The following is a 24,031-nucleotide window of genomic DNA, read 5'->3' as shown; positions in this document are numbered from 1 at the left end:
GATCCAGGGGTGGCTTCCATCTATACCCGCATCATCGACGGCGAGATCCCCGGCCGTTTCATCTGGCAGGACGAAACCTGCGTGTCGTTTCTCGACATCCGGCCGTTGGCCCGGGGCCATGCCCTGGTGGTCCCGCGGACCGAAGTCGACCAGTGGACCGATCTCGACACCATCACTGTGCAGCACCTCACCGGCGTCGCCCATCGGATCGGCAACGCACAGAAGGCGCTCCTCTCCCCTGCCCGCATCGGCCTGATGATCGCCGGCTTCGAGGTGCCCCACGTGCACATCCATGTCGTCCCGATGGACTCCATGGCGGCGCTCGACTTCGCGCAGGCCGACACGTCGCCCGATCAGGACGACCTCGATCGTCTGCAACTCCAGCTGAGCGACGCGCTCACTGGCTGATCGGCTCAGTCGCTCACCGGCTCGGCCTCGTCGATCAGGTCCGGGCCGTTGTTGCGCACGTTGTTGACCGCCGTCGACACGGGATGCAGGCGGATCAGCTGCGCCGGCGCGGGCACGAGGAACTGCTGAAGGCTCTCGATGTCGCGATTGTCGCGATCGAGCCAGGCATCCCACCGTTCGGGCGGCAGCATGACCGGCATTCGGTCGTGGACTGCGGCCACTTTCTCGTTGGGCTCACCGGTGATGATGGTGCAGCTGTGGAGCTCGAGAGGGTCGTCGTCGCCGTCGGTGTGGTTCTCGTCCTTCCACACCTCCCACAGCCCGGCGAAGGCGAACGGCTCACCGTCGACCCGGCTCATGTACATCGGCTGCTTCTTCTTCTGACCCTCGACCTTCTTCCACTCGTAGAAGCCGTCGGCCGGGATGATGCAGCGCCGTTTGGCGAACGGCCGCTTGTAGGAGTTCTTCTCGGCCAGGGTCTCGGCCCGGGCGTTGATCATGCGGCTCCCGATCTTGGGATCCTTCGCCCAGAACGGCACCAGGCCCCAGTGGAACGCGTCGAGTCGACGCACATCCCCGTCCTCGTAGACCGTGTAGACGCCCTGGGTCGGCGCAACGTTGAAGTTCGCCGCGTCCGCGTCGCTCGACCCGGGGAGCAACTCCTCGGCCAGCTCCGCGCCGAAGTACTTCGCCAGCTGGTCGGGCGGGGTGGTGGAGGCGAACCGCCCGCACATCAGGAGCGTCCCGGGAGGTCACCCGTGATGGTGCACGTGCCGACCACGTCGGCGCCGAGGTCGAAGCCGAGCTCGTCGCCGACCTCTCCACCGAATCGGGGAACGTCGATGGGCTCGTCGAGGCCGACCTCGATGGTGCCCCGCAGGGTGAGCACCTCGTAGGCGGGGTCGTCGCCGATCATCTGCACCCGGACGGCGTCGGCGAAGCCGGTGCCACCCTCGGGCAACGTCACCTCACCGGCGGGAACCTCGAGGTCGAGCAGCACCGCACTGGTGCCGAGACACCCGACCGACGCAGCCCGGCCGACGGGCTGCGAGCAGGGCCCGTGGGTGACCGTGTCCAACGGTCGCAGATCGGCGGTGACGACGCTGGCTCGCAGGCAGGCCGTTTCGACGAACCCCTCGGGGCCGACGAACACGACGTGCCCGGCTCCCGCGTACTGGAACAACGACGCCCGGATCTCGCCCGGCATGAACGGGAAGTCGGCGAACGGCGCGGCGACGATCCGCTCGACCTCGGCCCCGCTTCCCGCCGCCACCGACACCGGCTGGGACAGGCCGACGGTGAGGGTCTCGCTCGCCACCGGCGGACCACCGGTGCGAGCCGCGACCTCGGGCGGGTCGTCCTCACCGTCGAAACGGAAGGCACCCTCGGTTCGGCCCTCGTCGGCGATGAACTGCGTGTAGGTGACGACCACGGCCACGATGGCAACCAACGAGACGAGTGCACCGACTGCGAGATTGACGGTCCGCTGTTTGCGGCCCTTCTGAAGTGCCTCGCTGACCTGCTCCTCGTCGAGCTTCTCCTGCAGGGTCAGCGGACCGAACGCCTCGGAGCTGGCCCCACCGGCGATCAGATCGCGCCAGGCCTCGACCCGCGGTTCGGGCATCCGGGCCAGGTAGGTCTCGAACGACGCCTGCACTTCGTCACTGAACAACAGCAGAATTCCGTTGGCCCGGGCGTGCTCGACCGGGTCGTCGATGAACTCGGGCATCGTCCGCTCGCCGGCCACCTCGACGAGGAAGCCGTGGGCGGCCTCGTCGGCCTCGTCGTAGGTCCACTCGGGACCCTCGGGGGCCGGCGATGGAACGTTCGGCTGATTCCCGGCGCGCAGAAACCCCGAGGTGACCATGAACGAGTCGGGCCGGATCTCGAGGTTGGTGTCCTCCGACGGGAGGGCAACAGGTTCGTCGGGTTCGCGCTCGGCGGACCAGGTTTCTTCGTCGATGGGGAGAGGGTACGCCGCACGCGGGCGGGGTGGGTGGCGCCTCGCATGAAGCTGACAAACTGGCCGCGTGACCCTCCGCCGCCTCGTCCTCGCCTCCTCGTCGCCCCGGCGCCGCGACATCCTGAGCCGCCTCACCGACGCCTTCGACGTCGTCGCCGCCGACATCGACGAAACCCCGCTCCCCGGCGAGGATCCGCGTCTCTATGTCGTTCGCCTGGCCGAGGAGAAGGCACTCGCCGTCGCCGTCCCGGACTGTGCGGTGATCGGCGCCGACACGTCGGTCGTGCTCGACGGCGAGATCCTCGGCAAGCCGCTGGATCGAGCGGATGCGGCGGCCACGCTGCGCCGGCTCGCCGGCCGCCGCCACGACGTCGTCACCGGCGTGGCGATCGTGGTGGTGGAGGCCGACGGAACGACCACGACCACCAGCGGTCACGAGCGCTCGGAGGTCGCCGTCGATGCGCTGAGCGACGCGATCGTCGACTGGTACGTCGCGACGGGAGACGCCGACGACAAGGCCGGGAGCTATGGGCTCCAGGGCGCCGGTGGGCTCTTCGCCGACACCGTCACCGGCAGCGTCTCCAACGTCATCGGGCTGCCCATGGGACTCCTGCACCGACTCTGCCTCCGAGCCGGGGTCGATCTCCTCGCCTACGGCCACCGTCGATGACCGATCGCGGTCCCGCACACCGGCGCAGTACGCGTCGCAGGAATGGACTTCGTAGCCTGTTGTCGTGACCTCCACCGCCCCTTCCGACCTCGCGCAACCTCCCGCGCGGGCCGGCGAGTTCGAACCGGTGGCGATCGGCGATCTTCCGGTCTGGCCGCCGGTCGTGCTGGCACCCATGGCCGGGGTCACCAACGCGCCGTTCCGGACACTGTGCCGACGCTACGGCGCCGGCCTCTACGTCAACCAGATGATCACCGCCCGCGCCATCGTCGAGGGTCACCGCAAGAGTCTCGAGCTGTCGGCGTTCGCCCCGGACGAGGCTCCCCGGAGCATCCAGCTCTACGGCACCGAGCCCTACTCGATCGGCGAGGCCACCCGCATGCTCGTGAGCGGCGACACCCACGACGGCCGCCCCGTCGATCACATCGACATGAACTTCGGTTGCCCGATGAAGAAGGTCACCCGTCACGGGGGCGGGGCCGCGTTGCCGTGGAAGCGCGAGCTCTACCGCTCCATCGTGCGGGCCGCCGTTGCGGCCGCGGGCGACGTGCCCGTGACGGTGAAGTTCCGGGTGGGGATCGACGACGATGCGATCACGTTCCTCGACGCCGGCCGCATCGCCGAAGACGAGGGCTGCCGTTCGGTGGCGCTGCACGCGCGCACTGCCAACCAGCTCTACAGCGGCAACGCCGATTGGCGGCGGATCGCCCAGCTCAAGGAGGCCGTCACCTCCATTCCGGTGTTCGGCAACGGCGACATCTGGGAGGCCGACGACGCCCTCCGCATGATGCGGGAGAGCGGTGCCGACGGCGTGGTCGTCGGTCGGGGTTGCCTCGGACGGCCCTGGATCTTCCGGGACCTCGCCGAGGTGTTCGAAGGGCGGGAAGTGCCGCCGCGCCCCGAGCTCGGCGAGGTGCTCGACGGCATGGTCGAACATGCCGAACTCCTGTGCGACTGGATGGGCGAGCCCCACGGCATCCGCGACTTCCGCAAGCACACCGGCTGGTACCTCAAGGGCTTTCCCACCGGCAACGCGATCCGCCGGCGGCTCAACAAGGTCGCCTCGCTCGACGAGATGCGGACGCTGATCGGCGAACTCGATCGCACCATCCCGTTCCCCGACGGCGGAATGCGCATGGTGCGCGGCCATCACGGCTCGCCCAAGGACGTGCACCTGCCCGAGGGCTGGCTCGACGATCGCGACGGAGCGGTGGCGCTCCCGAAGGGCGCCGAGGACCTCGTCAGCGGGGGCTGATCTCCACGTCGACCCACTCCCCCGGACCGACATGGCGGTCCACACCCGCCCGGCGAAGCAGGTGCTGGATCACCCCGCCGTGGGTGACGAGCAGGTGTCGGCCATCGTCCAGTCCTTCGACGAACGTGTCGATCCGGGCGCCGAACCCCTCGACCGACTCGCCGTCGGGGGCCACGAACGAGTCGTGATCGAGCAGTGCCGTCCTGACATCGTCGTCGAGTTCCTCCCAGGTCGCACCTTCGATCGCCCCGAAGTCGAACTCGCGCAGGGCCGCTGTGAGCGTCGGCGCGAGGCCCAGCGCCGCCGCGGTCTCACGACAGCGTCGGAGGTCGGAGCACACCACGGATCGGTAGACCGACTCCGGCAGCCAGACCGAACGCAGGGCAAGCCGCCCCGTCTCGTTCAAACCGGGGTCGGCATGGCCGCAGTATCGGCCGGCCTCGGTCCACTCCGTCGTGCCGTGGCGCAGCAGCCGCAGCGTCAGCCCCACAGCCAGCCCAGTTCGCCCACCAGCTCCGCGCACACGAGTAGCACGACGATCTCGCTCACCTGCTCGACCGCCCCCAGGACATCGCCGGTCGTCCCGCCGAATCGACGCCGCGCGACCCGCACGGCACCGACGGCGACGCCGAGCAGGGCGGCGACCGCAATTGCGGTCACCGGTCCGAGGCCGACCCCGGCCAGCGCCGTGACGGCCACCACGCCGGCCACCGCCGTGCGAGGAAGGTCGGTGGCGCTGGCTGCGAGTCCTTCGGTCCGCGCGTCCGGACCGGCCCGCATCACGAGCAACGCCGTGGCGCGCGCCGCGCTGTGGGCGACGACCAGTGCGACAAGTCCGTCGGCGCCGTCGAGGCTCGCGAGTCCGGCGACCTTCAGCCCGGTCGCCACCACGAGCGCCAGCGTGCCGAAGGTGCCGATCCTCGAGTCGCGCATGATCTCGAGACGCTGCTCGGGCTCGTAGCCGCCGAACGCGTCGAACGTGTCGGCCAGCCCGTCCTCGTGAAACGCGCCGGTTGCGAGCGCGCCGAGACCGATGGTGGCCAGCGCGGCGACCGTCGGCGAGGTGATCTCGAAGAGGCCGAGGTAGACGGCGCCCAGACCGGCGCCGAGGACCAGTCCGACGACCGGGAACCACGGGACCGCCGACGCCATGGAGTCGCTCGGGCCCGGATGGGCGCCACCCGGCAGGCGGGTCAGGAACGACCACGCGATGCGAGCCGACGTCACGTCACGCCCCACTCCTCGAAGGTCGCCACATCGACCACTGCGGCGGCCGCCATGCGCACCAACGGCACGGCCGCCAGCGCGCCACTCCCCTCGCCCAGTCGAAGGCCGAGGTCCAGCAGTGGCGACATCCCCAGGTACTCGAGCAGACGGCGGTGACCCGGCTCGGATGAACGGTGCGCGGCGATGCAGTGCCGCAGCGCACCCGGCTCGGCCGCCGCGAGTGGCGCGACCGCCGCGGCGACGATGAAACCGTCGAGCAGGATCGGAAGACGGCGGTGACGCGCCGCCATCGTGGCGCCTGCGATCGCCGCCAGCTCCGCGCCGCCGAGCTCGCGCAGTGCCTCGATCGGTCCGACCGGACCGACCCGGTCCAGGGCATCGGCCACCACCCGGACCTTGCCGGCCAGCACCTCGTCGGCCACGCCGGTACCCGGTCCGACCCAGTCGGCGGCATCACCGCCGACCACTGCGGCCGCCACGGCTGCGGCGGCCGTGGTGTTGGCGATGCCCATCTCGCCGAGCACGAGCAGGTCGGCGTCACAGCGTTCGACGGCCGCGACACCGGCCGTGATGGCTGCGTCGAACCGCGCCGGGGTCATGGCCGACTCGGTCCGGAGGTTGCCGGTCGGCTCCCCGACACCGACATCGACCACCTCGAGCGTCGCCCCTGCCTCGCGGGCCAGCACCGACGCCGTCGCGGCACCCTCCGCCAGGGCATCGACCATGACCGCGGTCACCGATGCCGGGTAGGCACTCACCCCCTCGCTCGCGACACCGTGATCGGCGGCGAAGACGATCGCGTGCGGCCGTGCGACACGGGGCGCGTCCGTGCCCTGCCAGCCGGCCAACCAGGCCGCGACCCGGTCCAGTTCCATGAACACGCCGGTTGGCCGCAGCACGTGCGACGCACGGATTCCGACCGCCATTGCCGACGCAGCGTCGGGCCCCGGCAGATCCGTCAGCAACGCCTCCAGCTCAGACACGGCCCGCCTCGGGTCCGGTGAGATCGGTGATCGGGATCACGCCGCCGGCCACACAGAGGTAGGCCTGATCGCTGACCGACCGGACCTGCTGGTTGACGGTGCCCAGCACGTCGCGAAACCGCCGGGCCACGGCGTTGTCGGGCACGATGCCGTCACCGACCTCGTTGGTCACCACGATCGTGTCGGCCTGTCGCTCGCGTAGCGCACCCGCCAGGGCCGCCGCCCGCTCGTGGATCTCCTCGTCGGCCAGATCCAGCAGGTTCGTGACCCACAGGGCCAGGCAGTCCACGATGACGGCGGCTTGGGTGTCGACGGTCCGTACGGCCTCCGCCAGCGCTCGCGGCGCATCGATCGTGGTCCACTCGGACGGTCGATCGGCCTGGTGGCGGGAGATGCGATCGGCCATCTCGTCGTCGCCCGCCTCGGCGGTGGCGACGTAGACGACCGCGCGACCCGACACCGTGGCCAGGCGGACTGCGGCCGACGACTTGCCGCTTCGCGCTCCTCCGGTGAGGAGGGTCAGCATCAGAAGTCGATGCCCTTCTTGGCGGCGATACCCGAGTCGTAGGCGTGCTTGGTCTTCACCATCTCGGTGACGGTGTCGGCCAGCTCGATCATCCACTCGGGGGCGTCGCGACCGGTCAGCACGAGCGACACGTTGGCCGGACGGGCACGGAAGGTCGCCTCCACCTCCTCGGCGTCGATCCATCCCCAGTTCACGGGATAGGTAATCTCGTCGAACACCACCAGGCGATGCTCACCCGCCTCGACGATCGCCTTGCCCTGACGCCAGGCCTCGCGGGCCTCGGCCTCGTCCTTGGCGAGGTCGTCGCTGTCCCATGTGAAGCCGTCGCCGAGCGACCAGAAGTCCATGCCGAGCTCATCGGCCATCATCTGTTCGCCGGTGACCCAGTCCTCGGACTTCAGGAACTGCACGACGGCCACCGGCCAGCCCCGCGCCCGTGCCCGAAGGGCGACACCGAACGCGGCGGAGGACTTTCCCTTGCCGTCGCCGGTGTTGACCAGCACGAGACTCTTCGCCACGGTCAGGCCGTCGGGCCGAGGATCCTCAGTGAGCGGTTCGTCGGGGGTGGTGGACATGCATGCTCCTCAGGTGGGTCGACCGGCGACCGGAACGATGACCGGCCCGTCGACATCATCGATGATTCGGACGTTGGCGTGGAAGTGGGCGGCGATCAGCGCCTGCGTGAGGACGGTGGCCGGAGGGCCGCTCTGCACCACGCGGCCCTCGGCCAGCACGGCGAGCTCGTCGCCGTAGCGCGCGGCCAGGGTGAGGTCGTGCAGTGTGGCGAGAACCGTCAGTCCCTGCTCTCGCCGCAACTCCTCGACCAGGTCGAGCACGTCCTGCTGGTGGCCGAGATCGAGCGCGGTGGTCGGTTCGTCGAGCAGCAGGAGCGCCGCTTCCTGGGCGAGCGCCCGGGCCAGCACCACTCGCTGGCGCTCACCGCCCGACAGACTGCTCACCTCGCGTTCGGCGAAGCCACCGAGGTCCAGTCGCTCGATCACCGCTCCGGCGACCTCTCTGTCACGCAGTGAGTCGGCGGCGAAAACGCCGCGGTGCGGCGTGCGGCCGAGCATCACGTAGTCGATGACCATCACGCCCGGCGGAATCACCGGTGTCTGGGGGACGTAGGCCACTGCCCGAGCTCTGGCCATCGCGTCGCGAGCCGGTACGTCGCCGACCGCGATCTCGCCACTGAAGGACACGGCCCCCAGGATGGCGCGCAACAGGGTCGTCTTCCCGGCGCCGTTGGGACCGATCACGTTGACCCAGCACCCCTCGGAGAGCGCGAGGTCCACGCCGGACAGCACGGGCGTGCCGCCGAGTTCCACCGACAGGTCGCGGATGGTCAGGGTGCCGTTCACCAGACCTCCCGCCGACTCGCGCGCAGCACCAGAGCGAAGAACGGCGCGCCGATGAAGGCGGTGACCACCCCGATCGGCAACTCGGCCGGTTCGAGCACGATCCGGGCCAGCAGATCGGCGGCCACCATGAAGGCGGCGCCGAACAGCACCGAGAGCGGCAGAACCACGCGGTTGCTGGCACCGAAGAGCAGCCGCACCGTGTGGGGTACGATGATGCCGACGAACCCGATGAGCCCCGACACCGCCACGGCCGCGGCGGCGCCCAACGACGCCGCGAGCACCACGATCAGCCGTACACGTCGCGGGTTGACCCCCAACGATGCGGCTTCCTCGTCGCCCACGGCCAGCACGTCGAGGGCGCGCCGGTAGCGGAGAACGACCACCGTCGTGAGGACGAAGTAGGGCGCGAGCAGGGCCGGTTCGTTCCATCCCGACGTGGCGATCCGTCCGAGAATCCACGTGTAGACCTCGCGGATCACGTCGCTGTTGGCCTGCAGCACGTAGGTCTGACAGGCGGTCAGGAAGCTGGCGACGGCAACGCCGGCCAGGATCAGCGTCACCGTCGAACGTCCGCCGATGTGGCCCGCCACATACGAGATCCACACCGCCGCGAGACCCCCGACGAAGGCCGCGAGCGGGACGGCGTCCAGGACCCCCGAACCATCGCCGAGGCCCTCGGTGATCGCGATCGTCGCGCCGAGGCCGGCCCCGGCCGCGATGCCGAGCAGATAGGGATCGGCCAGCGGGTTGCGGAACGCTCCCTGATAGGCGGCCCCGCTCAGCGACAGCGTCGCGCCGACCATGAGACCCAGGACGACGCGGGGAAACCGGATCTGCGTGACGATCGCCTGATGGGTGCTCGACAGCCCGGAGTCGAGATCGACACCCGGAAGGCCGTCGGCCAGTTCGCGAAAAACCTCGCTGATCGAGAGGTCGACCGGGCCCATCGTGAGGCCGGCGAAACTCGCCACGAGGATCGCCAGGACGCCCGCGGAGACCGCGCCGAAGCCGAGCCGGGCGCCCTGTGGCGCCGCGGCGCGGACCTCGGCGGGTCGCGGCGAACCCATACTCAGGCTGGTGCCGCCACTGCGGCCAGCACGCCGGCGATGGCCTCGGCGAACTCGACGACCCGCGGTCCCCAACGTGATGCGATGTCGTCATCGAGTTCGACGACGGCGTTCTGCTGGACCGCCGTGAGATCGGCCCAGCCCGGTCGCGCGGCAACCGTCTCGGCGGTCTGGCCGGCGTAGATCGTGTCGGCGAGGAAGATCATGTCCGGATCAGCGCCCAGAATGAATTCCTCGGAGAGCGGCAGGTAGCCGTTGAACGCCTCGCCGTCGGCTTCGTCGCCGATGCTCTGCAGTCCGAAGAGGGCATAGACCTCGGCCACGAACGAATCGCGGTTCACGCTGTAGTAGTCGGTGCCGAGCTCGTGGTAGTAGGTCAAGCCCTCTGCGTCGGGTGCAGTCGCCACGAGTGCATCGATGTCGGTCTGGATCTGCAGGACGAGCTCGGCTGCCTCGGCCATGTGGCCGGTGGCGGCGCCGAGTTCCTCGATCTGGCTGTAGATGCCGTCGAAGTCGGTCGGTGCATCCCGGGCGATCACGGTGATGCCGAGGGCCTCGAGCTCGGCGGTGGCCGCGCTCGCCTGCATGGTGACGATCTGCGGATCGTATTCGGCGACCGCTTCGACGTTCACCGAGAAGCCGTCGAGATCGGTCATCGGGGCATCGGCGGGATGGTTGGAGAACTGATCGACCGCCACGACCTGGTCACCCGCGCCGATGGCGAACAGGATCTCCGTCGCGGTCGGTGACAGCGACACGATGCGCTCGACGTTTCCGGCACCGTCCTCCGCGCCGGCACCGTCCTCGGCGTCGTCGGCGACCTCGTCGTCGGCGACGCTGGTGTCGTCGTCATCACCGCACGCGGCGGCGAGCATCGCCAGCACGGCGAGCAGGGCGAGCAGGATCGTGAGTGGACTGCGTTTCATGGGTTCCTCCTTGTGGCTCGAGGTCAATTGCACGAGCGACAAGGAGCGAGTCCGCATCGCACGAGCGTCCCTTCCTCGAGGGTCGTTTCGTGTGGCTCGTCGGAGGCGACCGGGCTCATCCCCTCCGCCGAAGCGGACAGGCATCACCGTTGCGGGACAGCGCCGGAATCACACCGGACTTCGCTCCTCGGAACGGAGGAATACTAGGGGCAAACGGTGTCGAAACGGGCGATTGCCTCGGCGGCGATGCGCTCGATCAGCTCGGCACAGGTGGGGAGGTCGTCGACCACGCCCACACACTGGCCGGTGGGCAGGATTCCCACCTCGAGCTTCCCTTCGACCAGCGTCGCCCGCGTGAGCATGGCGGCGTTGGCGGCCATGGCGACCTGGGCCCAGGTGAGATCCTGATTCCGCTTCATGCTGATGCCCTCCTTCAGCAGGTCGCCGATCGACGTGTCGGTGAGCTTTCGGAACTTGAGGGCGTTCACACCGGCCCGGGGCAGGTTGAGCAGGCCGGTGCGCTCGAGGTTCTCGATCACCTCGGTCCGGATGACCCGCTGTGGCGCGCCGTCGATCGCGGTCGACACCACCGTGCCGGTCACCGGTGTGTCGAGGTAGACGGCCTTGACCTCGTCGGGCACCTTGCTGTCGGCGGTGAGCAGGAAGCGCGTGCCCATCGCGATGCCGTCGGCACCCCATGCGAGCGCGGCGGCAAGACCGCGACCGTCGTGGAAACCACCGGCCGCGATGACCGGGATGTCGACCGCGTCGAGCACTTCGGGCAGCAGCAGTGAGGTCGGCACGGTGCCGGTGTGGCCACCGCCCTCGGCACCCTGGCAGAGGACGGCGTCGACGCCCCACTCGGCCACCTTCTCGGCGTGGCGGCGAGCACCCACGGTCGGCACCACGACCACACCGTTGTCCTTCAGCTTCTTCACCATGTCGGGTCGCGGGGCCTGGGCGAACGAGGCGACCTTCACCTTCTGGGCGATGAGGTGATCGACCCGCTGCTCGACGTCGGCCGCGTCGGTGCGCATGTTGACGCCGAACGGCTTGTCGGTGCGCGACTTCACCGCGGCGATCGCCGCCACCATCTCCTCGTAGGTCATCGTGGCCGCGGCCAGGATTCCGAGCCCTCCGGCATCGGCAGTGCCGGTGACCAACGACGCTCCGGCCACCCAGCCCATGCCGGTCTGCACTATCGGATAGTCGACGCCGAAGAGTTCGGTCACTCGGGTCTGGAGACGGGAATCGACGGTGGCTGGCGCGCTCATCCGGTCACCCTACGACGTAGGGTGCGAGGGTCGGACACCGAGCGGGAGAGGGGGTTCCTCACGATGACTCGTCGACTCACCGAGTTCAGTCACGGCGCTGGTTGAGGCTGCAAGCTCGCCCCTGGCGAACTGGCGCAGGTCGTGCGCCGCCTCTCCCCGACCGACAGCCCCGATCTTCTCGTGGGCGCCCTCACCGGCGACGACGCCGCCGTGTGGCGCCTCGCCGACGATCGCGCCCTCGTGGTCACCGCCGACTTCATCACACCGGTGGTCGACGACGCGCGGGACTGGGGCCGCGTCGCGGCCGCCAACGCGGTCAGCGACGTCTACGCGATGGGAGGGCGACCGCTCCTCGCGCTGAACCTGGTGTGCTGGAACACCGAGGAGCTCTCGACCGAACTGCTCGGCGACGTTCTCCAGGGCGGGCACGACATCGCGGCCGAGAGCGGCTTCGTCGTCGCCGGCGGCCACACCGTCGACGACCCCGAACCCAAGTACGGCATGGCGGTCATCGGCGAGGTCCACCCCGACCGGATGCTGACCAACGCAGGCCTACGGCCCCACCAGACACTGATCCTCACGAAGCCACTCGGCATCGGCATCATCACCACCGGGCTCAAGCGCGGTGCGGCCGCCCCCGACATCGTCGCCACGGCCGTGGCCAGCATGATCCGCACCAATGCTGCCGCCGCGGCAATCGCGGTCGAGGCAGGGGCCACCGGCGCCACCGATGTCACCGGATTCGGCCTGCTCGGGCACGGCGGACGCATGGCCGAGGAGTCGGGAGTCGACCTCCGGGTCGACGTCGACGCCGTGCCCGTCATCGACGGCTCGGCAGAGCTCGCCGCCGCCGGCGTGGTGCCTGGCGGCACCGGCCGAAACCTCGCCTGGATCGAGGATCGGCTGCAGATCGGCGACGGGGTCACCGACCTCGATGTCACCGTGCTCGCCGATGCACAGACCTCCGGGGGGCTGCTGTTCGGCGTCGATCCGGCGGTGGCCGCTGACGTGCTGCTCGCGCTCGAGTCGTCGGGTCACCGCGCCGCCGCCATCGGGTCGACGAGCGCCGGCGCCGGCACCATCGAGATCCGTCGCCGCTGACGTCAAGAAGCACCGAAATCAGCCGATATGGGAGCATGGCTTCCCACACGCTCTCGCCTGCCGCGCCCGCCGCGACAGACGGCCCCACCGACACCCACGGCGGGATCACCCGTCCCACCCTGTCGGTGATCATGCCGGTGTTCAACGAGGAGTCGACTCTGGCCGACGTCATCCACCGGGTCCTCGACCTCGAGTTGGGTGTCGACATCGACCTGATCGCAGTGGACGACGGGTCGAGCGACGCATCGCTCGACATCCTCGATTCCATCCCGGATCCCCGGCTGCGCGTGGCCAAGCACCCGCAGAATCGCGGAAAGGGCGCCGCCATTCGCACCGGTCTCAACGCTGCGGTCGGTGACGTCGTCGTCATCCAGGACGCCGACCTCGAGTACGACCCGACGCAGTGGGAGCAGCTGCTCCGCCCGATCATCGACGGCACCGCCGATGTCGTCTACGGCAGCCGTTTCCTCGGCGAGACCACCGGCATGCGCCGTCGCAATCGCTGGGCCAACAAGGGCCTCACGGCGATGACCCGCGTGCTGTTCGGGGCCGGCATCACGGACATGGAGACCTGCTACAAGATGATCCGGCTGGATCTCCTCGACGACATGCGGCTCGAAGCCGACCGTTTCGACATCGAGCCCGAGATCACCGCCCGGCTGCTGCGCCGCCGTGTGACCATTCACGAGGTGCCGATCGACTACGAGGCTCGCACCCACGACGACGGCAAGAAGATCGGCTGGCGCGACGGCCTCCAGGCCGTGGGCACGCTCGTCAAGTGGCGGCTGCGCCTTCGCGCCTGATTCAGAACTTCGCTTCCGCCGTCAGCCGGCGGATGAGCGGCTCGAAGTGCTCGAGCGGCAGCGTGTCGTAGTCGGGATCGAACGCCTGCTGGTCCCAGTCGTCGGTGAACTGCTCGCACAATGCGAACCATGACTCGTCCGCAAAGCGATCCCGCAGGTTCGTGGGCACGCCGAAGTGCTGGTAGTAGTGGCGGCCCTGGAAGTCCTGGTGGTTCTTGATCGCCTCGTAGACGTCGTTGCGCACGTAGGGCTTGATCATCTCGGCGGAGATGGCGCCGTGGTTCGGCACCGAGATCGCCTTGCCGATGTCGTGGCACAACGCTCCGAAGATCATCTCGTCGTCGGCGCCGGCCCGTTCGGCCATCGTCGCCGTCTGGAGACAATGCGTGAGCTGATCGGTGATGAAGCCGTCACTGATGTGGGCCAACGACTCGAGCAGGATCATCATGCGGTCGGCCACCCGACCCTGGTTGGCCGAGGTCCGCTCACCGATGACGGCCCACTGCTCGGCGGTGGACTCGTCCATGCGCCGGAACGAGTCCGGGTTGGCGTCGACTTCGATGGGATCGGTGACGGTCATGGGTTTCCTCTCGTCCGGTGACACCACCGTAGCGATCTTCCACCGTCCGGGTCACGTAGCCTCCTGCGAATGAGCACCGCCGACTGTGTCGTCATCGGCGCCGGGCTCGCCGGCGTGTCGGTCGCTGCGGAGCTGGCGAACCGGGGGTTGCGGGTCACCGTCGTCGAGATGGAGCCCACCATGGCGTTCCACACGACGGGTCGATCGGCGGCCCAGTACCTCGCGAACTACGGCAACGAGGTCGTCCGTCGGCTCACGGCCGCCTCGGCGACCTATTTCGCCAGTCACCCGCAGGTGCCGTTGTGGGCCCCACGGGCGTGTCTTCGCGTCGGCAGCGAGGCGCACGAGGCCCAACTCTCGGCCGACGCCGCGGTTGCGCTCACCGTGGCGTCCGACACTCGCTTCGTCGACGGCGCCGAGGCCCGACGCCTCGTCCCTGCGCTGGCCGAACATGTCACGTGTGGCGTGCTGGAGCCGGGCGCGATGGAGCTCGATGTCGCCGCGATCCATCAGTCGTACGTCGCGACGCTGCGGTCACGGGCCGGGATCGTCCGCACCTCGAGTCCGGCAGTGTCGCTCTCGCGCCACCAGGCCTGGTCGGTCGAGTTGGCCGACGGCGAGGTCATCGACACCCCGACCGTGGTCAACGCCGCCGGAGCCTGGGGCGACGAGGTTGCCCGCCGCGCCGGTGTGTCGCCGGTCGGGCTGCACCCGCTGCGTCGCTCGGTGGGCATCGTCGGCCTGCCGGCCGAGGTCGATACGGCCGGCTGGCCACTCGTCGCCTTCGAGAACGACGACGGTGTCATGGCGGGGTATTGCAAACCGGAGCCCGGCGGCCTCCTGGTCTCCCCCGCCGACGAGACGCCGTCGGCACCCTGCGACGCCCGTCCCGACGAGATCGACATCGCGCTCGGCCTCGACGCACTGAACCACTGGCTCACGCTCGATGTCCACCACGTGACGTCGACCTGGGCCGGGCTCCGGACCTTCGCGGCGGATCGGTCGCCCGTCGTGGGCGAGGCGCCCGACGCAGCGGGATTCCACTGGTGCGTCGGCCAGGGCGGCTACGGGATCCAGATGGCGCCCGCCCTGGCCCGGGCCGCGGCTGCCCTCGTCGTCGACGGCGAGCTCCCCACCGACCTCAGCGCCGCGGGGCTTACGCCCGCTGACCTCGCCCCCGACCGGCCGACCCTCGCGGGGCCACTCATCGCCGAACACTGAGCCGATCGGCAACGACGCCAAAACGACGAACGCCGCCGACCCGAAGGCCGGCGGCGCTGGTCGGTATTCGTACTGGATCAGACGACCCGGACGTTCTGGGCTTCTTCGCCCTTGCGTCCCGGAGCGACGTCGAATTCGACGGTCTGGCCTTCGTCGAGGGACTTGTAGCCGTCACCGACGATGTTGGAGAAGTGGACGAACACGTCGGAGGCGCCTTCGCGCTCGATGAATCCGAATCCCTTTTCAGCGTTGAAGAACTTCACTTTGCCTTGCACTGGAATCACATACTTTCTTGAAAAACGAGGCGCAATTCGCCTCGTTCACCGATGACGGTTCATCCAGTCTGCCACGTTTCGGCGCGTCCCCCACGTTTCCTCATGTCCCCGCCATTTCGGCGTCAGCCGAGCGCTCGGGTCATCGCATCGAAATCGAGGTCGAGCGTTGCATCACCGGCCGCCAACCGGTGCCGAGTCTCGAGTCGCTCGACGATTCCCCAGGGCGAGTCGTGCCGTGGAAAGTCGGCGATCGGCGTGTCGATGCCGGCCACCACGAACGGCGCAGACCAGCCGAAGCTCATCTCCCCCGCGCTCGGCGACACCCACCTGACGTCCACCTCGCCCGTCCCGGTCACCACCGGCTCGTCGGCCGTGACGCCGGTGACGAATTCGTCGAACGTCCCGTCGTCTTCCGTACCGACCTCCACGATCCAGACGTTGTCCGGTCCGCCCTCGGCCACGAGGTCGAAGGGTTTGCTCATGCCGTTCGTCGCGTGCACCGCCGGGTCGTAGGTTCGCCACGTCGCCGGGCGCTGCGACCAGAGCGCCACGTAGCCCCCGTTCCTCGCCCCCAGCGTCCAGTTGCCGACCTGACGTACCTCGTCGAAGTGGTCCTGGGGAAAGTAGGCGTGGGTGTAGTCGCGGTAGCGAAAGACGAGATCGAGGATCTCGTCGGTCGTCTCGTCCCAGAGCGGTGAGTAGATGTGGATGGCGGTCCGCTCGAACTGGGCGGTACGGGGCATCGAGGCCTCGCCGGTCCAGTAGCCCGGGTCGCCGCCGTCGTCGCTCCAGTCGGTCGACTCGGGCAGGCCGGTCATCGGATGGTTGGTGAAGACCCGGGCGTCGGGATCGATGGTCGCCTGCCAGATCTGCACCTGATCGCGCATCTGGCCCTTCCGGTGATCGAGTACCGACGCGAGGCTGACCTGGGGGCTGCGCCACGCATAGGTGTTCGCCTCGTCGAGCCCGCCGAGGTTGAGGATCATGTAGTTGTCGAGCAGCCACTGTTCGATCTTCTCGACGTCGCCGCCCTGCACGTCGCTGAGCTGCTTGATCTGGGTGAAGACATCACCCTCCCACAGACGGTGTTCATTGGCTTCGGCAGTGCTCACCTCGGCCATCTGCCAGACCCCGATCAGCCCGGCCGACCACCAGAACGCCATGTTTGCCGGGTCCTTGAAGTCGTAGCCGAACGGCGCCTCGGGCGAATCGCTGATCGGCTCCCGACTGTTGACATGGATGCCGTGGCGCTCGCGGGTGATCGACACTTCGTCGGACTGGGCGATCGCGATCACCGCGGCCGGTGGCCGGTACTTCTCGGCGAGACAGAAGAACGTCGCCGTCGTGCTGTCGACGGAGCTGTGGTCGCCCGGCGTGCGGTCGAAGAGGAGTTTCGCCAGGTCGAAGGTGTCCTCGTCGCGGGCGGTCATCTTGTCCTTCTTGTAGGTACGCCCGTGCGGCGCCACGTAGGCGCCCCGGTGATAGTGCGCCGCCATGTCGACGAGGCAGAGGTCGAGTCCCATCGCGGCGGCGTTCACGATCTCGTCGTCGTCGCTGAGTTCGCACAACGAGAGGAGCGGCGTGACGTTCTTGGCCATGTACACGTTGGAGTGCCATTCGAAGAAGCCGAATTCGGCTCGTTCGTGGATCCAGTCGAGGATCTCGGGGCGGGCCCGGGCCCAGTGCTCGCCGCCTGTCATCCCGGTGACCTCGAACACCTCGTCGGGGAAGAACTGGCCGGCCAACAGCTCGTTGGACAGCGTGATGATGCGATGGTTCTCCGACCAGTACCACAGATGGTCGACGCGGTCGGCGGGTAGCGGATCGTCGTAGCGGTAGCGGTTGGCCAGCACCCGCTGGGTGATCGCCTCGATGACCGCCGGGTCGATGCGGGTCATCTCGGTAGTTCCCTGGCCGTGCGCGAGCAGCCAGTTGAAATACATGAACTGGAAGTCGCGAGTGTCACGCCACTCGTCGAGTTGGGTCCAGCGATCGGCGAAGCCCTCGACGCTGACCGCGCCGATGTCCCACGTGAATGAGGGGTCCCGGCGGGCGGCCGCCAGCTGAACCGCCACGCCCGACGCGGAAGCAGGCCGAGGCGACGCCGTCGCGTAGGTGAGATAGCTGTCGATCTGCGTCTGGAAGTAGCTCTCGTCGACGAGTCCGGCGCTGCCGGGCGCGGCCAGGCCGCCGGCGGCCGGTGCGGCTCCGGTCGTCGTCGGGGCGACCGTCGACGTCGTGCTCGTCCCAGTGGTGGTCGTCGACGGCGCGCCATCGCCCGAACCACCTCCGCCACTGCACGCCGTCAATGCGGCGAGCGACGATGCTCCGACCAGAAACCCTCGACGATCGATCACAGTCTCTCCTCCTGCATCGTTCTCTCGGCGACCGGCGCCGAGCGGTGCCGCCACAAGGACAGCCCCAGGAACACGATCATTGCCATCGACGCCGAGGTGAACAGCAACTTCGGGCCCTCGGCCTCGTAGAGCGCACCGGCACCATAGGCGACCACGCCCGACACGAGCACGCCGATCGCGCTGAAGAGCCCCTGTCCTGCCGCGAGCTGTTCGCGCGGTGTCGCCGTCGCGATCGCCACCTGGTTGGCCGGCATCGTGAATGCATCCGCGATGGCGTGCACCACCGACACGAGCAGCAGGATCCAGAGGCCGTCGACCCAGCCGTAGAGAAGTGTGCAGACCGCCGCGACGGAGATCGACCAGCCGACCACCGCCGCGTGGCCGCGCGCCTGCGCCATGCGGCCGCCGGTCGGCGCGATGAGGATCATCGGGATCGTGAACAGGCTCAACGACAGCCCGATGAACCACGTCTCGGCCCCATTGTCGTCGAGGAGGAGCGCCCAGGTCGCCTCGAAGTAGGCGATGGTCAGATAGAACGCGACGCCGGCGAACAGCGCCGACTGGATCCGGGGGATTCGCAGCAGCGGCAGAGTCGGGCGCCGGACACCGTCACCGGGCGGCGTGCGCAGGTCGAGGCGGCCGACCCATCCGAACAGGAGCAGGTTCGCAGCCATGAGAACGATGAACGGGAGTCTGATGCCGCCCAGCTCCACCATCACCGCGGCCAGGACGGGGCCGAGGACGAACCCGCTGATGTCAAACGCAGTGAGCCGGCCCAGCGTCGTGCCCACAGCGTCCGGGTCGCGGGTGATGAGGAGCCGGCGCATGGCCGGAGCGACGGCACCGGTGCTGAGCCCGAACACCACTCGTGACCCGACGAACATCCACAGCTGATCGGCGACGACCATACCGAGCATCCCCACGGCGGCGAGCAGGACCCCACCGCGGATCATCTGCGCCGTGCGACCCCGGTCGGCAAGCGGGGCGAGGCCCACCTGGGCGACGAAGCCGGCGAAGAAGCCGGCCGATGCGATGAGCCCCAGCTGACTCTCACTGAACCCGAACTCGTTGCGGAACTCGGCCAGCAGGGTGAACACCGATCCGTAGCCCATCGTGAGCACCGCGGTGACGACGTAGTACGGAATGTTGGGGTCGCGCCGGAGCGGGATCGCCCCGCTCGAGGTGGAGTCGGACACGGGCGGACGGTAGCGGAGTGACGCGACGCAGCCCGATTCCTCCACCGGGCCGATGCCGGCGACGCTACGACTTCACGAAGCGGTAGTCGTAGTCGAAGCGCTCGTTGCCGCTGAACACGTCGGGCACACTCGCCACGACGAGCCACAGCTCGTCACCGGCGACAACCGCGACCGAGGCCTTGTCGTCACTGCCCAACGGGACGTAGGTGCGGGTGTTTCCCCGCTGGCGAACCGCCACTCCCCGGAGATCGGACCGGCTCCCCTTGGATCCGGTGGCCGCAGGGTCGATCTCGACCGAGAAGGTGCCGGCCGACGTGGCCGCGAGCGAGATGGCGTTGTAGGCCCACGCACCCGGAATCAAGGAGCTGGGGGCACCGGTCCAGCCGATGCCGGCATTGCCCACGGTCGCCGTCCGGAAGTGGACGTCGCCCGCGTTCGCCGCGGACGACGCAGCCTCGTCGCGATGGTTCCGGATCGCCGCAGCATTGCGGGAGAAGTCGACCGTCGCCGCGTGAGCGGCGAAGTCGACGAACGAGGCAGCCATGTCCTCGCCGTCGCGAGCCAGTTCGTCGAAGAGCCACTCCTGGGGAAGGGTGCCGGACGGCACGTCGTCCCAGGAGTCGACGATCGCGCTGGTCGCACCGTTGCCCTCGCTCAGCCAGGTGAGGAAGGCGCCGGCCCCGTAGTCGTGGAAGCGTCGGCTCACGCTGAGCTCTCCGGCCGGCGACCCCTGGTTGTTCCTGGAGGCCCAGAGCGGCAGCTGCGGGTTCAGCAGATACTGACCGATCGAGTCCTTGCCGACGGTGTCGGTGGGGTGCACCCGGTCGACGAACCACTCGGCCACTGCTTCCCAGTACCAGGCCGCGTCGCCGCTGTTCGGGAACGGCGCACCGACCTGGAAGACGTGCATCATCTCGTGGGTCGTGTACTGACTCTGGGAGTTCGGCCCGGGCGGCGTCGTGAGGAACTGCGAGGCGATGCCGACGGGGAGGTTCACATACGGGACGCCGTTGACGTCCTCGCCGAAGCCCGCGGTCAGGCTGTCGGTGACGCCACCGGTGTCGATCAGGTAGATGTTGGTGCAGTACTCGGGGAAACCCTGCGGCGGATCGAACCCCAGTGTGTCGGTGGCAACGTCCCACGCCCACGCCATGTCGTCGAGCACGAGGTCGGCGATGTCGGTGAGATCGCCGCCGGTCGGGCCCCACCACACGGCGAGACGGCCGGTCGTCACGACCTCGTTCACATCGACGTACTCGGTTCGCAACGCGCAGCTCACGTTGCGCGGATCCAGCGGGTCTCGGGGATCAACAGGGTTGCGGGGGTCGACCGGGTTGCGAGGGACCACGGGGTCTCCTGGACGCGGCGGCCGTGGAGTGAAGCTCGCGTCGCGCCGTCCCGTCCGGTAGAAGCGGGCGAGGAACGACGCCATCTGTTCCCGCGTGACGAAATCGTTCGGCGAGTACGTCGTGGGCGTGGTGCCGGTCGTGATCTTCAGGCCGTAGAGGCACGCGACATCGAGCTTCGCGAACGAGGTGTCCGCCACATCGGTGAACGGGCTCTCCGGTGAGGCGCAATAGCCCTCGAGCACCCGACGCAGCCGGGCGAGGAACGACGCCATCTGCTCACGGGTCACGAAGTCCTCCGGCGCATACGTCGTGCCCGTCGTGCCCGTGGTGATGCCGAGCCCGTAGATCCGGGCGATGTCGCGCGTGGCAAAGGAGTCGGCGGCGACATCGGTGAACGGTGTGGCAGCCACCGGCGCGGCCTCGCCGTTGATGACCCGGTAGAGCCGGGAGAGGAACGACGCCATCTGCTCACGGGTCACGAAATCGCTCGGTGAGTAGGTCGTCGGGCTCGTGCCGGTGGTGATGTCCAGTCGCTCGATGCACACGATGTCGTCGTACGCGAACGACGAGGCGGGAACGTCGTCGAACGCCATGGTGCCGGCCGGACAGGCGACTGGTGCGCCACTCACCGGCACGACGCTCACCAGCGTCGCGAAGAGCGCGAGGACGACCGTGACGGTGGCGGAGCGATGGCCGCTTGGACGAGCGGCCGGGCGAGGTCGGGAGGGCATGCGCGGGAAAGGTACAGCAGGGCGTGACCGAAACCGCGTCATCCTGGCGCAAGAGTTTCGGTGCTACGTTCGGCGGCCGTGATGGCCACCTCGGGTGATCGGCATCGATGCGGACGAGTCCATCGTCGACTTGCCATCACGGTGGTGTTCGCGGCGCTGACGATGGTCGTGCAACCGGCCGGTGCGATCGCCGGATTCGGCGACGTTGCACCCGACCGGTACTACACGGATGCGGTCCAGTGGATGGTCGACAACGACATCACGACGGGGACGAGTCCATCGTGCTTCAGCCCCGACGGGCTCGTCACACGAGGGCAGCTGGCAGCGTTCCTGTGGCGGGTGGAGGGCGAGCCCGCTGCGCCGGCACCGCACCCGTTCGACGACGTGATCGCCGATTGGCAGCACGACGCCGTCTCGTGGCTCGCCGCCGAGGGCATCACCGTGGGCACCTCCCCCACCACCTATGCGCCGAATGCGCTGGTCACCAGGGGCGAAGTCGCCGCGATGCTCCACCGAATGGGGGGAGAGCCCGACGCACCTCTGCATCCCTTCGTCGACGTCACCCGGACGTGGCAGGACGCACCCGTCTCGTGGATGCACTCACAGGGCATCACCACCGGCACCTCGGCGACCACGTTCTCTCCCGATCTCCGCGTCACGCGCGGCCAACTGGCGACCTTCCTCCATCGCCATGAGGGCCGGCCGGGCGTCGTCGTCGATCCCACCTCGGCGACCTGCGATGGCGGTGACGCAGTGCGACAGGTGTCCGAGACCGCCTACGGCCCCTTCGCCACCGTCGGCCCACTCACGCTGAGTCTCCCGAGTGCACGAGTCGAGATGATCGGCTTCCACGAGAGCAATCACGACGGGGCGCAGCAGCTGGAGCTCCTGCCGACCGAGGTGGCCGTCACCACGATGGCATCGAGGGGTCGGGGAAACGGCAGCCACACTTCGGCCGACATCGTGATCGACCCGGCCGACGAGATCCGCTCGCCGGTCACGGGCACCGTCATCCGCGGTGGCGGATACACGCTCTATTGCGACCATCGTGACGAGTTCGTGGTGATCGAACCGACCGACCGGCCCGGCTGGGAGGTCAAGGTGCTGCATTTCGAGGGGCTTCGACCCGCCGTGGGTGACACGGTCGTCGCCGGCGAAACGGTGATCGGCGACCACGCGACGGTCCTTCCGTTCGTCTCGCAGGTCGATGACCTCACCGCATCGCCGTCGTGGCCGCACGTGCACATCGAGGTGGTCGACCCCTCGGTCCCGGACCGGCCCGGCTCGGGCTGCTGACCACCGGCGCGTCGCGCCGGTCAGGTGATGTTCTCGGCGATCTTGTCGCCGGTCTGCTTGTCGATGTTGCGCCAGTAGTCGAGCGAGCGCTCGAGCACCTCGTCCGACACGCCGTCGGAGAGGTGTCCCGCCGCATTCTCCACGAGTCGTTCCCTGGCCGCGTCGTCCATCACCTCGCGCACGAGGGTGCCGGGCTGCACGAAGTCCGTGTCGTCGGCATGCGGCACGTAGGGCGCGTGCTGGAACTCTCCCCCGCCCGACCAGACGGCGTCGTTCGGGTACTTCGCCGGGTCGGCCGCCGGCCCACCCTTGCTGTTCGGGGCGTAGACGGGGTCGCTCACCGTGTCCATGCGCATGGCGCCGCCCTTGCTGTAGCTGTGGAACGGGCACTGGGGCGCATTCACCGGGATCTGCTGATAGTTCACGCCGAGCCGGGCCCGGTGGGCATCGGCGTAGGCGATCAGCCGGGCCAGGAGCATGCGGTCGGGACTCGGCCCGATGCCGGGTACGAGATTGTTGGGCTGGAACGCCGCCTGCTCGATCTGACTGTGGAAGTCGGTCGGATTCCGGTCGAGCGTCATCCGACCCACTTCGTGGAGCGGGTAGTCGTCGTGGGGCCACACCTTCGTCAGGTCGAAGGGATGGAATCGGTAGTTCTCGGCGTCGTCGAACGGCATGATCTGCACCTTCAACGTCCAGGACGGGAAGTTGCCGTCGTCGATGTTCGTGAACAGATCGCGACGGTGGTAGTCGGCGTCGTCACCGGCCACCCTGTCGGCCTCCTCCTGGGTGAAGAACTCGATGCCCTGGTCGGTCTTGAAGTGGTACTTGACCCAGACGCGCTGGCCCTCGGCGTTGACCCACATGTAGGTGTGGCTCGAGTAGCCGTTCATGTTGCGCCACGTCTTCGGGATCCCTCGATCACCCATCAACCAGGCGACCTGGTGTGCCGTCTCGGGCGAGAGCGACCAGAAGTCCCACTGCATGTCGTGATCACGCAGTCCGTTGTCGGCGCGTCGCTTCTGGGAGTGGATGAAGTGCTGGAACTTCATCGGGTCACGGACGAAGAAGACCGGGGTGTTGTTGCCCACCATGTCGTAGTTGCCCTCGTCGGTGTAGAACTTCAGCGCGAAACCACGGGGATCGCGCCACGTGTCGGGCGAACCGCTCTCGCCGGCAACCGTGGAGAAGCGCGCGACCATGTCGGTCTTCGCTCCCGGTTGGAACAGCGACGCCTTCGTCCACTGAGTGACATCCTGGGTCACCTCGAACGAGCCGAACGCGCCACTGCCCTTGGCGTGCGGCTGGCGGTCGGGAATCATCTCCCGGTTGAAGGCCGCCATCTGCTCCATCAGGTAGTGATCGTGGAACACGATCGGTCCGTCGGCGCCGGCGGTGAGCGAGTGCTCGTCGCTGGCAACGGGAATACCAGCATCGGTCGTGGTGGGCTCGGTCGACATGG

24 protein-coding genes are annotated in these 24,031 nt (G+C 68.6%); 7 read left to right on the top strand and 17 right to left on the bottom strand.

The window, feature by feature from the left end; genetic code table 11:
* The first annotated feature begins 9 nt into the window (after positions 1 to 9).
* Positions 10 to 408, top strand: coding sequence for an HIT family protein (locus RIB98_16490; protein MEQ8842582.1), 399 nt, complete (start codon positions 10 to 12; stop codon positions 406 to 408).
* A gap of 5 nt (positions 409 to 413) precedes the next feature.
* Here the strand turns inward: RIB98_16490 and RIB98_16485 are convergent, their stop codons facing one another.
* Both RIB98_16485 and RIB98_16480 read right to left on the bottom strand, forming a co-directional pair.
* The gene (locus RIB98_16485) at positions 414 to 1,142 is read right to left on the bottom strand and encodes an SOS response-associated peptidase (GenBank protein ID MEQ8842581.1); all 729 of its coding nucleotides are present in this window, start codon (positions 1,140 to 1,142) and stop codon (positions 414 to 416) included.
* A complete protein-coding gene (locus RIB98_16480; protein MEQ8842580.1) occupies positions 1,142 to 2,275 on the bottom strand; it encodes a hypothetical protein in 1,134 nt (377 codons plus the stop codon). The genes RIB98_16485 and RIB98_16480 overlap by 1 nt, the downstream gene beginning before the upstream one ends.
* A 163-nt stretch (positions 2,276 to 2,438) precedes the next feature.
* Here RIB98_16480 and RIB98_16475 point away from each other — a divergent pair, with 163 nt between their 5' ends.
* A complete protein-coding gene (locus tag RIB98_16475; GenBank protein ID MEQ8842579.1) occupies positions 2,439 to 3,041 on the top strand; it encodes a nucleoside triphosphate pyrophosphatase in 603 nt (200 codons plus the stop codon).
* A 64-nt stretch (positions 3,042 to 3,105) separates the two neighbouring features.
* A complete protein-coding gene (gene dusB, locus RIB98_16470; protein ID MEQ8842578.1) occupies positions 3,106 to 4,296 on the top strand; it encodes a tRNA dihydrouridine synthase DusB in 1,191 nt (396 codons plus the stop codon).
* On the opposite strand, the gene RIB98_16465 is transcribed toward dusB, so the two are convergent.
* From RIB98_16465 to RIB98_16425, 9 genes are all read right to left on the bottom strand, one after another.
* Positions 4,283 to 4,786 (bottom strand): histidine phosphatase family protein, encoded by a 504-nt coding sequence (locus RIB98_16465; protein MEQ8842577.1) that lies wholly within the window; start codon positions 4,784 to 4,786, stop codon positions 4,283 to 4,285. The two genes, dusB and RIB98_16465, sit on opposite strands and share 14 nt — an antisense overlap.
* Positions 4,777 to 5,535, bottom strand: a complete 759-nt coding sequence (cobS, locus tag RIB98_16460) for an adenosylcobinamide-GDP ribazoletransferase (GenBank protein ID MEQ8842576.1) — start codon at positions 5,533 to 5,535, stop codon at positions 4,777 to 4,779. The genes RIB98_16465 and cobS overlap by 10 nt, the downstream gene beginning before the upstream one ends.
* Complete coding sequence (cobT, locus tag RIB98_16455) at positions 5,520 to 6,506, bottom strand: nicotinate-nucleotide--dimethylbenzimidazole phosphoribosyltransferase (GenBank protein ID MEQ8842575.1); 987 nt, start codon at positions 6,504 to 6,506, stop codon at positions 5,520 to 5,522. The genes cobS and cobT overlap by 16 nt, the downstream gene beginning before the upstream one ends.
* Complete coding sequence (cobU, locus tag RIB98_16450; protein MEQ8842574.1) at positions 6,499 to 7,032, bottom strand: bifunctional adenosylcobinamide kinase/adenosylcobinamide-phosphate guanylyltransferase; 534 nt, start codon at positions 7,030 to 7,032, stop codon at positions 6,499 to 6,501. Before cobU ends, cobT begins: the two co-directional genes overlap by 8 nt.
* Positions 7,032 to 7,607 carry a cob(I)yrinic acid a,c-diamide adenosyltransferase gene (cobO, locus tag RIB98_16445; protein MEQ8842573.1) on the bottom strand — a complete coding sequence of 192 codons (576 nt, stop codon included), beginning with the start codon at positions 7,605 to 7,607 and terminating at the stop codon, positions 7,032 to 7,034. Before cobO ends, cobU begins: the two co-directional genes overlap by 1 nt.
* A gap of 9 nt (positions 7,608 to 7,616) precedes the next feature.
* The gene (locus tag RIB98_16440; protein ID MEQ8842572.1) at positions 7,617 to 8,393 is read right to left on the bottom strand and encodes an ABC transporter ATP-binding protein; all 777 of its coding nucleotides are present in this window, start codon (positions 8,391 to 8,393) and stop codon (positions 7,617 to 7,619) included.
* A complete protein-coding gene (locus RIB98_16435; GenBank protein MEQ8842571.1) occupies positions 8,390 to 9,460 on the bottom strand; it encodes an iron ABC transporter permease in 1,071 nt (356 codons plus the stop codon). Before RIB98_16435 ends, RIB98_16440 begins: the two co-directional genes overlap by 4 nt.
* Positions 9,461 to 9,462: 2 nt before the next feature.
* Positions 9,463 to 10,386 (bottom strand): ABC transporter substrate-binding protein, encoded by a 924-nt coding sequence (locus RIB98_16430; GenBank protein MEQ8842570.1) that lies wholly within the window; start codon positions 10,384 to 10,386, stop codon positions 9,463 to 9,465.
* A 203-nt stretch (positions 10,387 to 10,589) separates the two neighbouring features.
* Complete coding sequence (locus tag RIB98_16425; protein MEQ8842569.1) at positions 10,590 to 11,660, bottom strand: nitronate monooxygenase; 1,071 nt, start codon at positions 11,658 to 11,660, stop codon at positions 10,590 to 10,592.
* Between the two features lie 63 nt (positions 11,661 to 11,723).
* Here RIB98_16425 and selD point away from each other — a divergent pair, with 63 nt between their 5' ends.
* Both selD and RIB98_16415 read left to right on the top strand, forming a co-directional pair.
* A complete protein-coding gene (selD, locus tag RIB98_16420) occupies positions 11,724 to 12,761 on the top strand; it encodes a selenide, water dikinase SelD (protein MEQ8842568.1) in 1,038 nt (345 codons plus the stop codon).
* 35 nt (positions 12,762 to 12,796) lie between these two features.
* Entirely contained in the window at positions 12,797 to 13,564 is a 768-nt protein-coding gene (locus tag RIB98_16415) for a glycosyltransferase family 2 protein (protein MEQ8842567.1), read from the top strand.
* A gap of 1 nt (position 13,565) precedes the next feature.
* Here the strand turns inward: RIB98_16415 and RIB98_16410 are convergent, their stop codons facing one another.
* Positions 13,566 to 14,144: an HD domain-containing protein gene (locus RIB98_16410; protein ID MEQ8842566.1), complete on the bottom strand. Its 579-nt coding sequence runs from the start codon at positions 14,142 to 14,144 to the stop codon at positions 13,566 to 13,568.
* A 69-nt stretch (positions 14,145 to 14,213) separates the two neighbouring features.
* Here RIB98_16410 and RIB98_16405 point away from each other — a divergent pair, with 69 nt between their 5' ends.
* On the top strand, positions 14,214 to 15,365 hold the full coding sequence (locus tag RIB98_16405) for an FAD-dependent oxidoreductase (protein ID MEQ8842565.1): 1,152 nt from the start codon (positions 14,214 to 14,216) through the stop codon (positions 15,363 to 15,365).
* 77 nt (positions 15,366 to 15,442) lie between these two features.
* Here RIB98_16405 and RIB98_16400 read toward each other — a convergent pair whose 3' ends face one another.
* From RIB98_16400 to RIB98_16385, 4 genes are all read right to left on the bottom strand, one after another.
* On the bottom strand, positions 15,443 to 15,646 hold the full coding sequence (locus RIB98_16400; protein MEQ8842564.1) for a cold-shock protein: 204 nt from the start codon (positions 15,644 to 15,646) through the stop codon (positions 15,443 to 15,445).
* 116 nt (positions 15,647 to 15,762) lie between these two features.
* Entirely contained in the window at positions 15,763 to 17,997 is a 2,235-nt protein-coding gene (locus RIB98_16395; protein ID MEQ8842563.1) for a hypothetical protein, read from the bottom strand.
* Positions 17,994 to 19,193 carry an MFS transporter gene (locus RIB98_16390; GenBank protein ID MEQ8842562.1) on the bottom strand — a complete coding sequence of 400 codons (1,200 nt, stop codon included), beginning with the start codon at positions 19,191 to 19,193 and terminating at the stop codon, positions 17,994 to 17,996. Before RIB98_16390 ends, RIB98_16395 begins: the two co-directional genes overlap by 4 nt.
* A gap of 64 nt (positions 19,194 to 19,257) precedes the next feature.
* Positions 19,258 to 21,273 (bottom strand): S-layer homology domain-containing protein, encoded by a 2,016-nt coding sequence (locus RIB98_16385; protein MEQ8842561.1) that lies wholly within the window; start codon positions 21,271 to 21,273, stop codon positions 19,258 to 19,260.
* 81 nt (positions 21,274 to 21,354) lie between these two features.
* Here RIB98_16385 and RIB98_16380 point away from each other — a divergent pair, with 81 nt between their 5' ends.
* Complete coding sequence (locus RIB98_16380) at positions 21,355 to 22,569, top strand: S-layer homology domain-containing protein (protein MEQ8842560.1); 1,215 nt, start codon at positions 21,355 to 21,357, stop codon at positions 22,567 to 22,569.
* 20 nt (positions 22,570 to 22,589) lie between these two features.
* Here the strand turns inward: RIB98_16380 and RIB98_16375 are convergent, their stop codons facing one another.
* Positions 22,590 to 24,029, bottom strand: coding sequence for a catalase (locus RIB98_16375; protein ID MEQ8842559.1), 1,440 nt, complete (start codon positions 24,027 to 24,029; stop codon positions 22,590 to 22,592).
* Positions 24,030 to 24,031: the final 2 nt, after the last annotated feature.

Source organism: Acidimicrobiales bacterium (assembly GCA_040219515.1).
GTDB lineage: Bacteria > Actinomycetota > Acidimicrobiia > Acidimicrobiales > Aldehydirespiratoraceae > JAJRXC01.
Note: the sequence above shows the minus strand (reverse complement) of the source record. Positions and strands in the feature narration are given on the sequence as shown.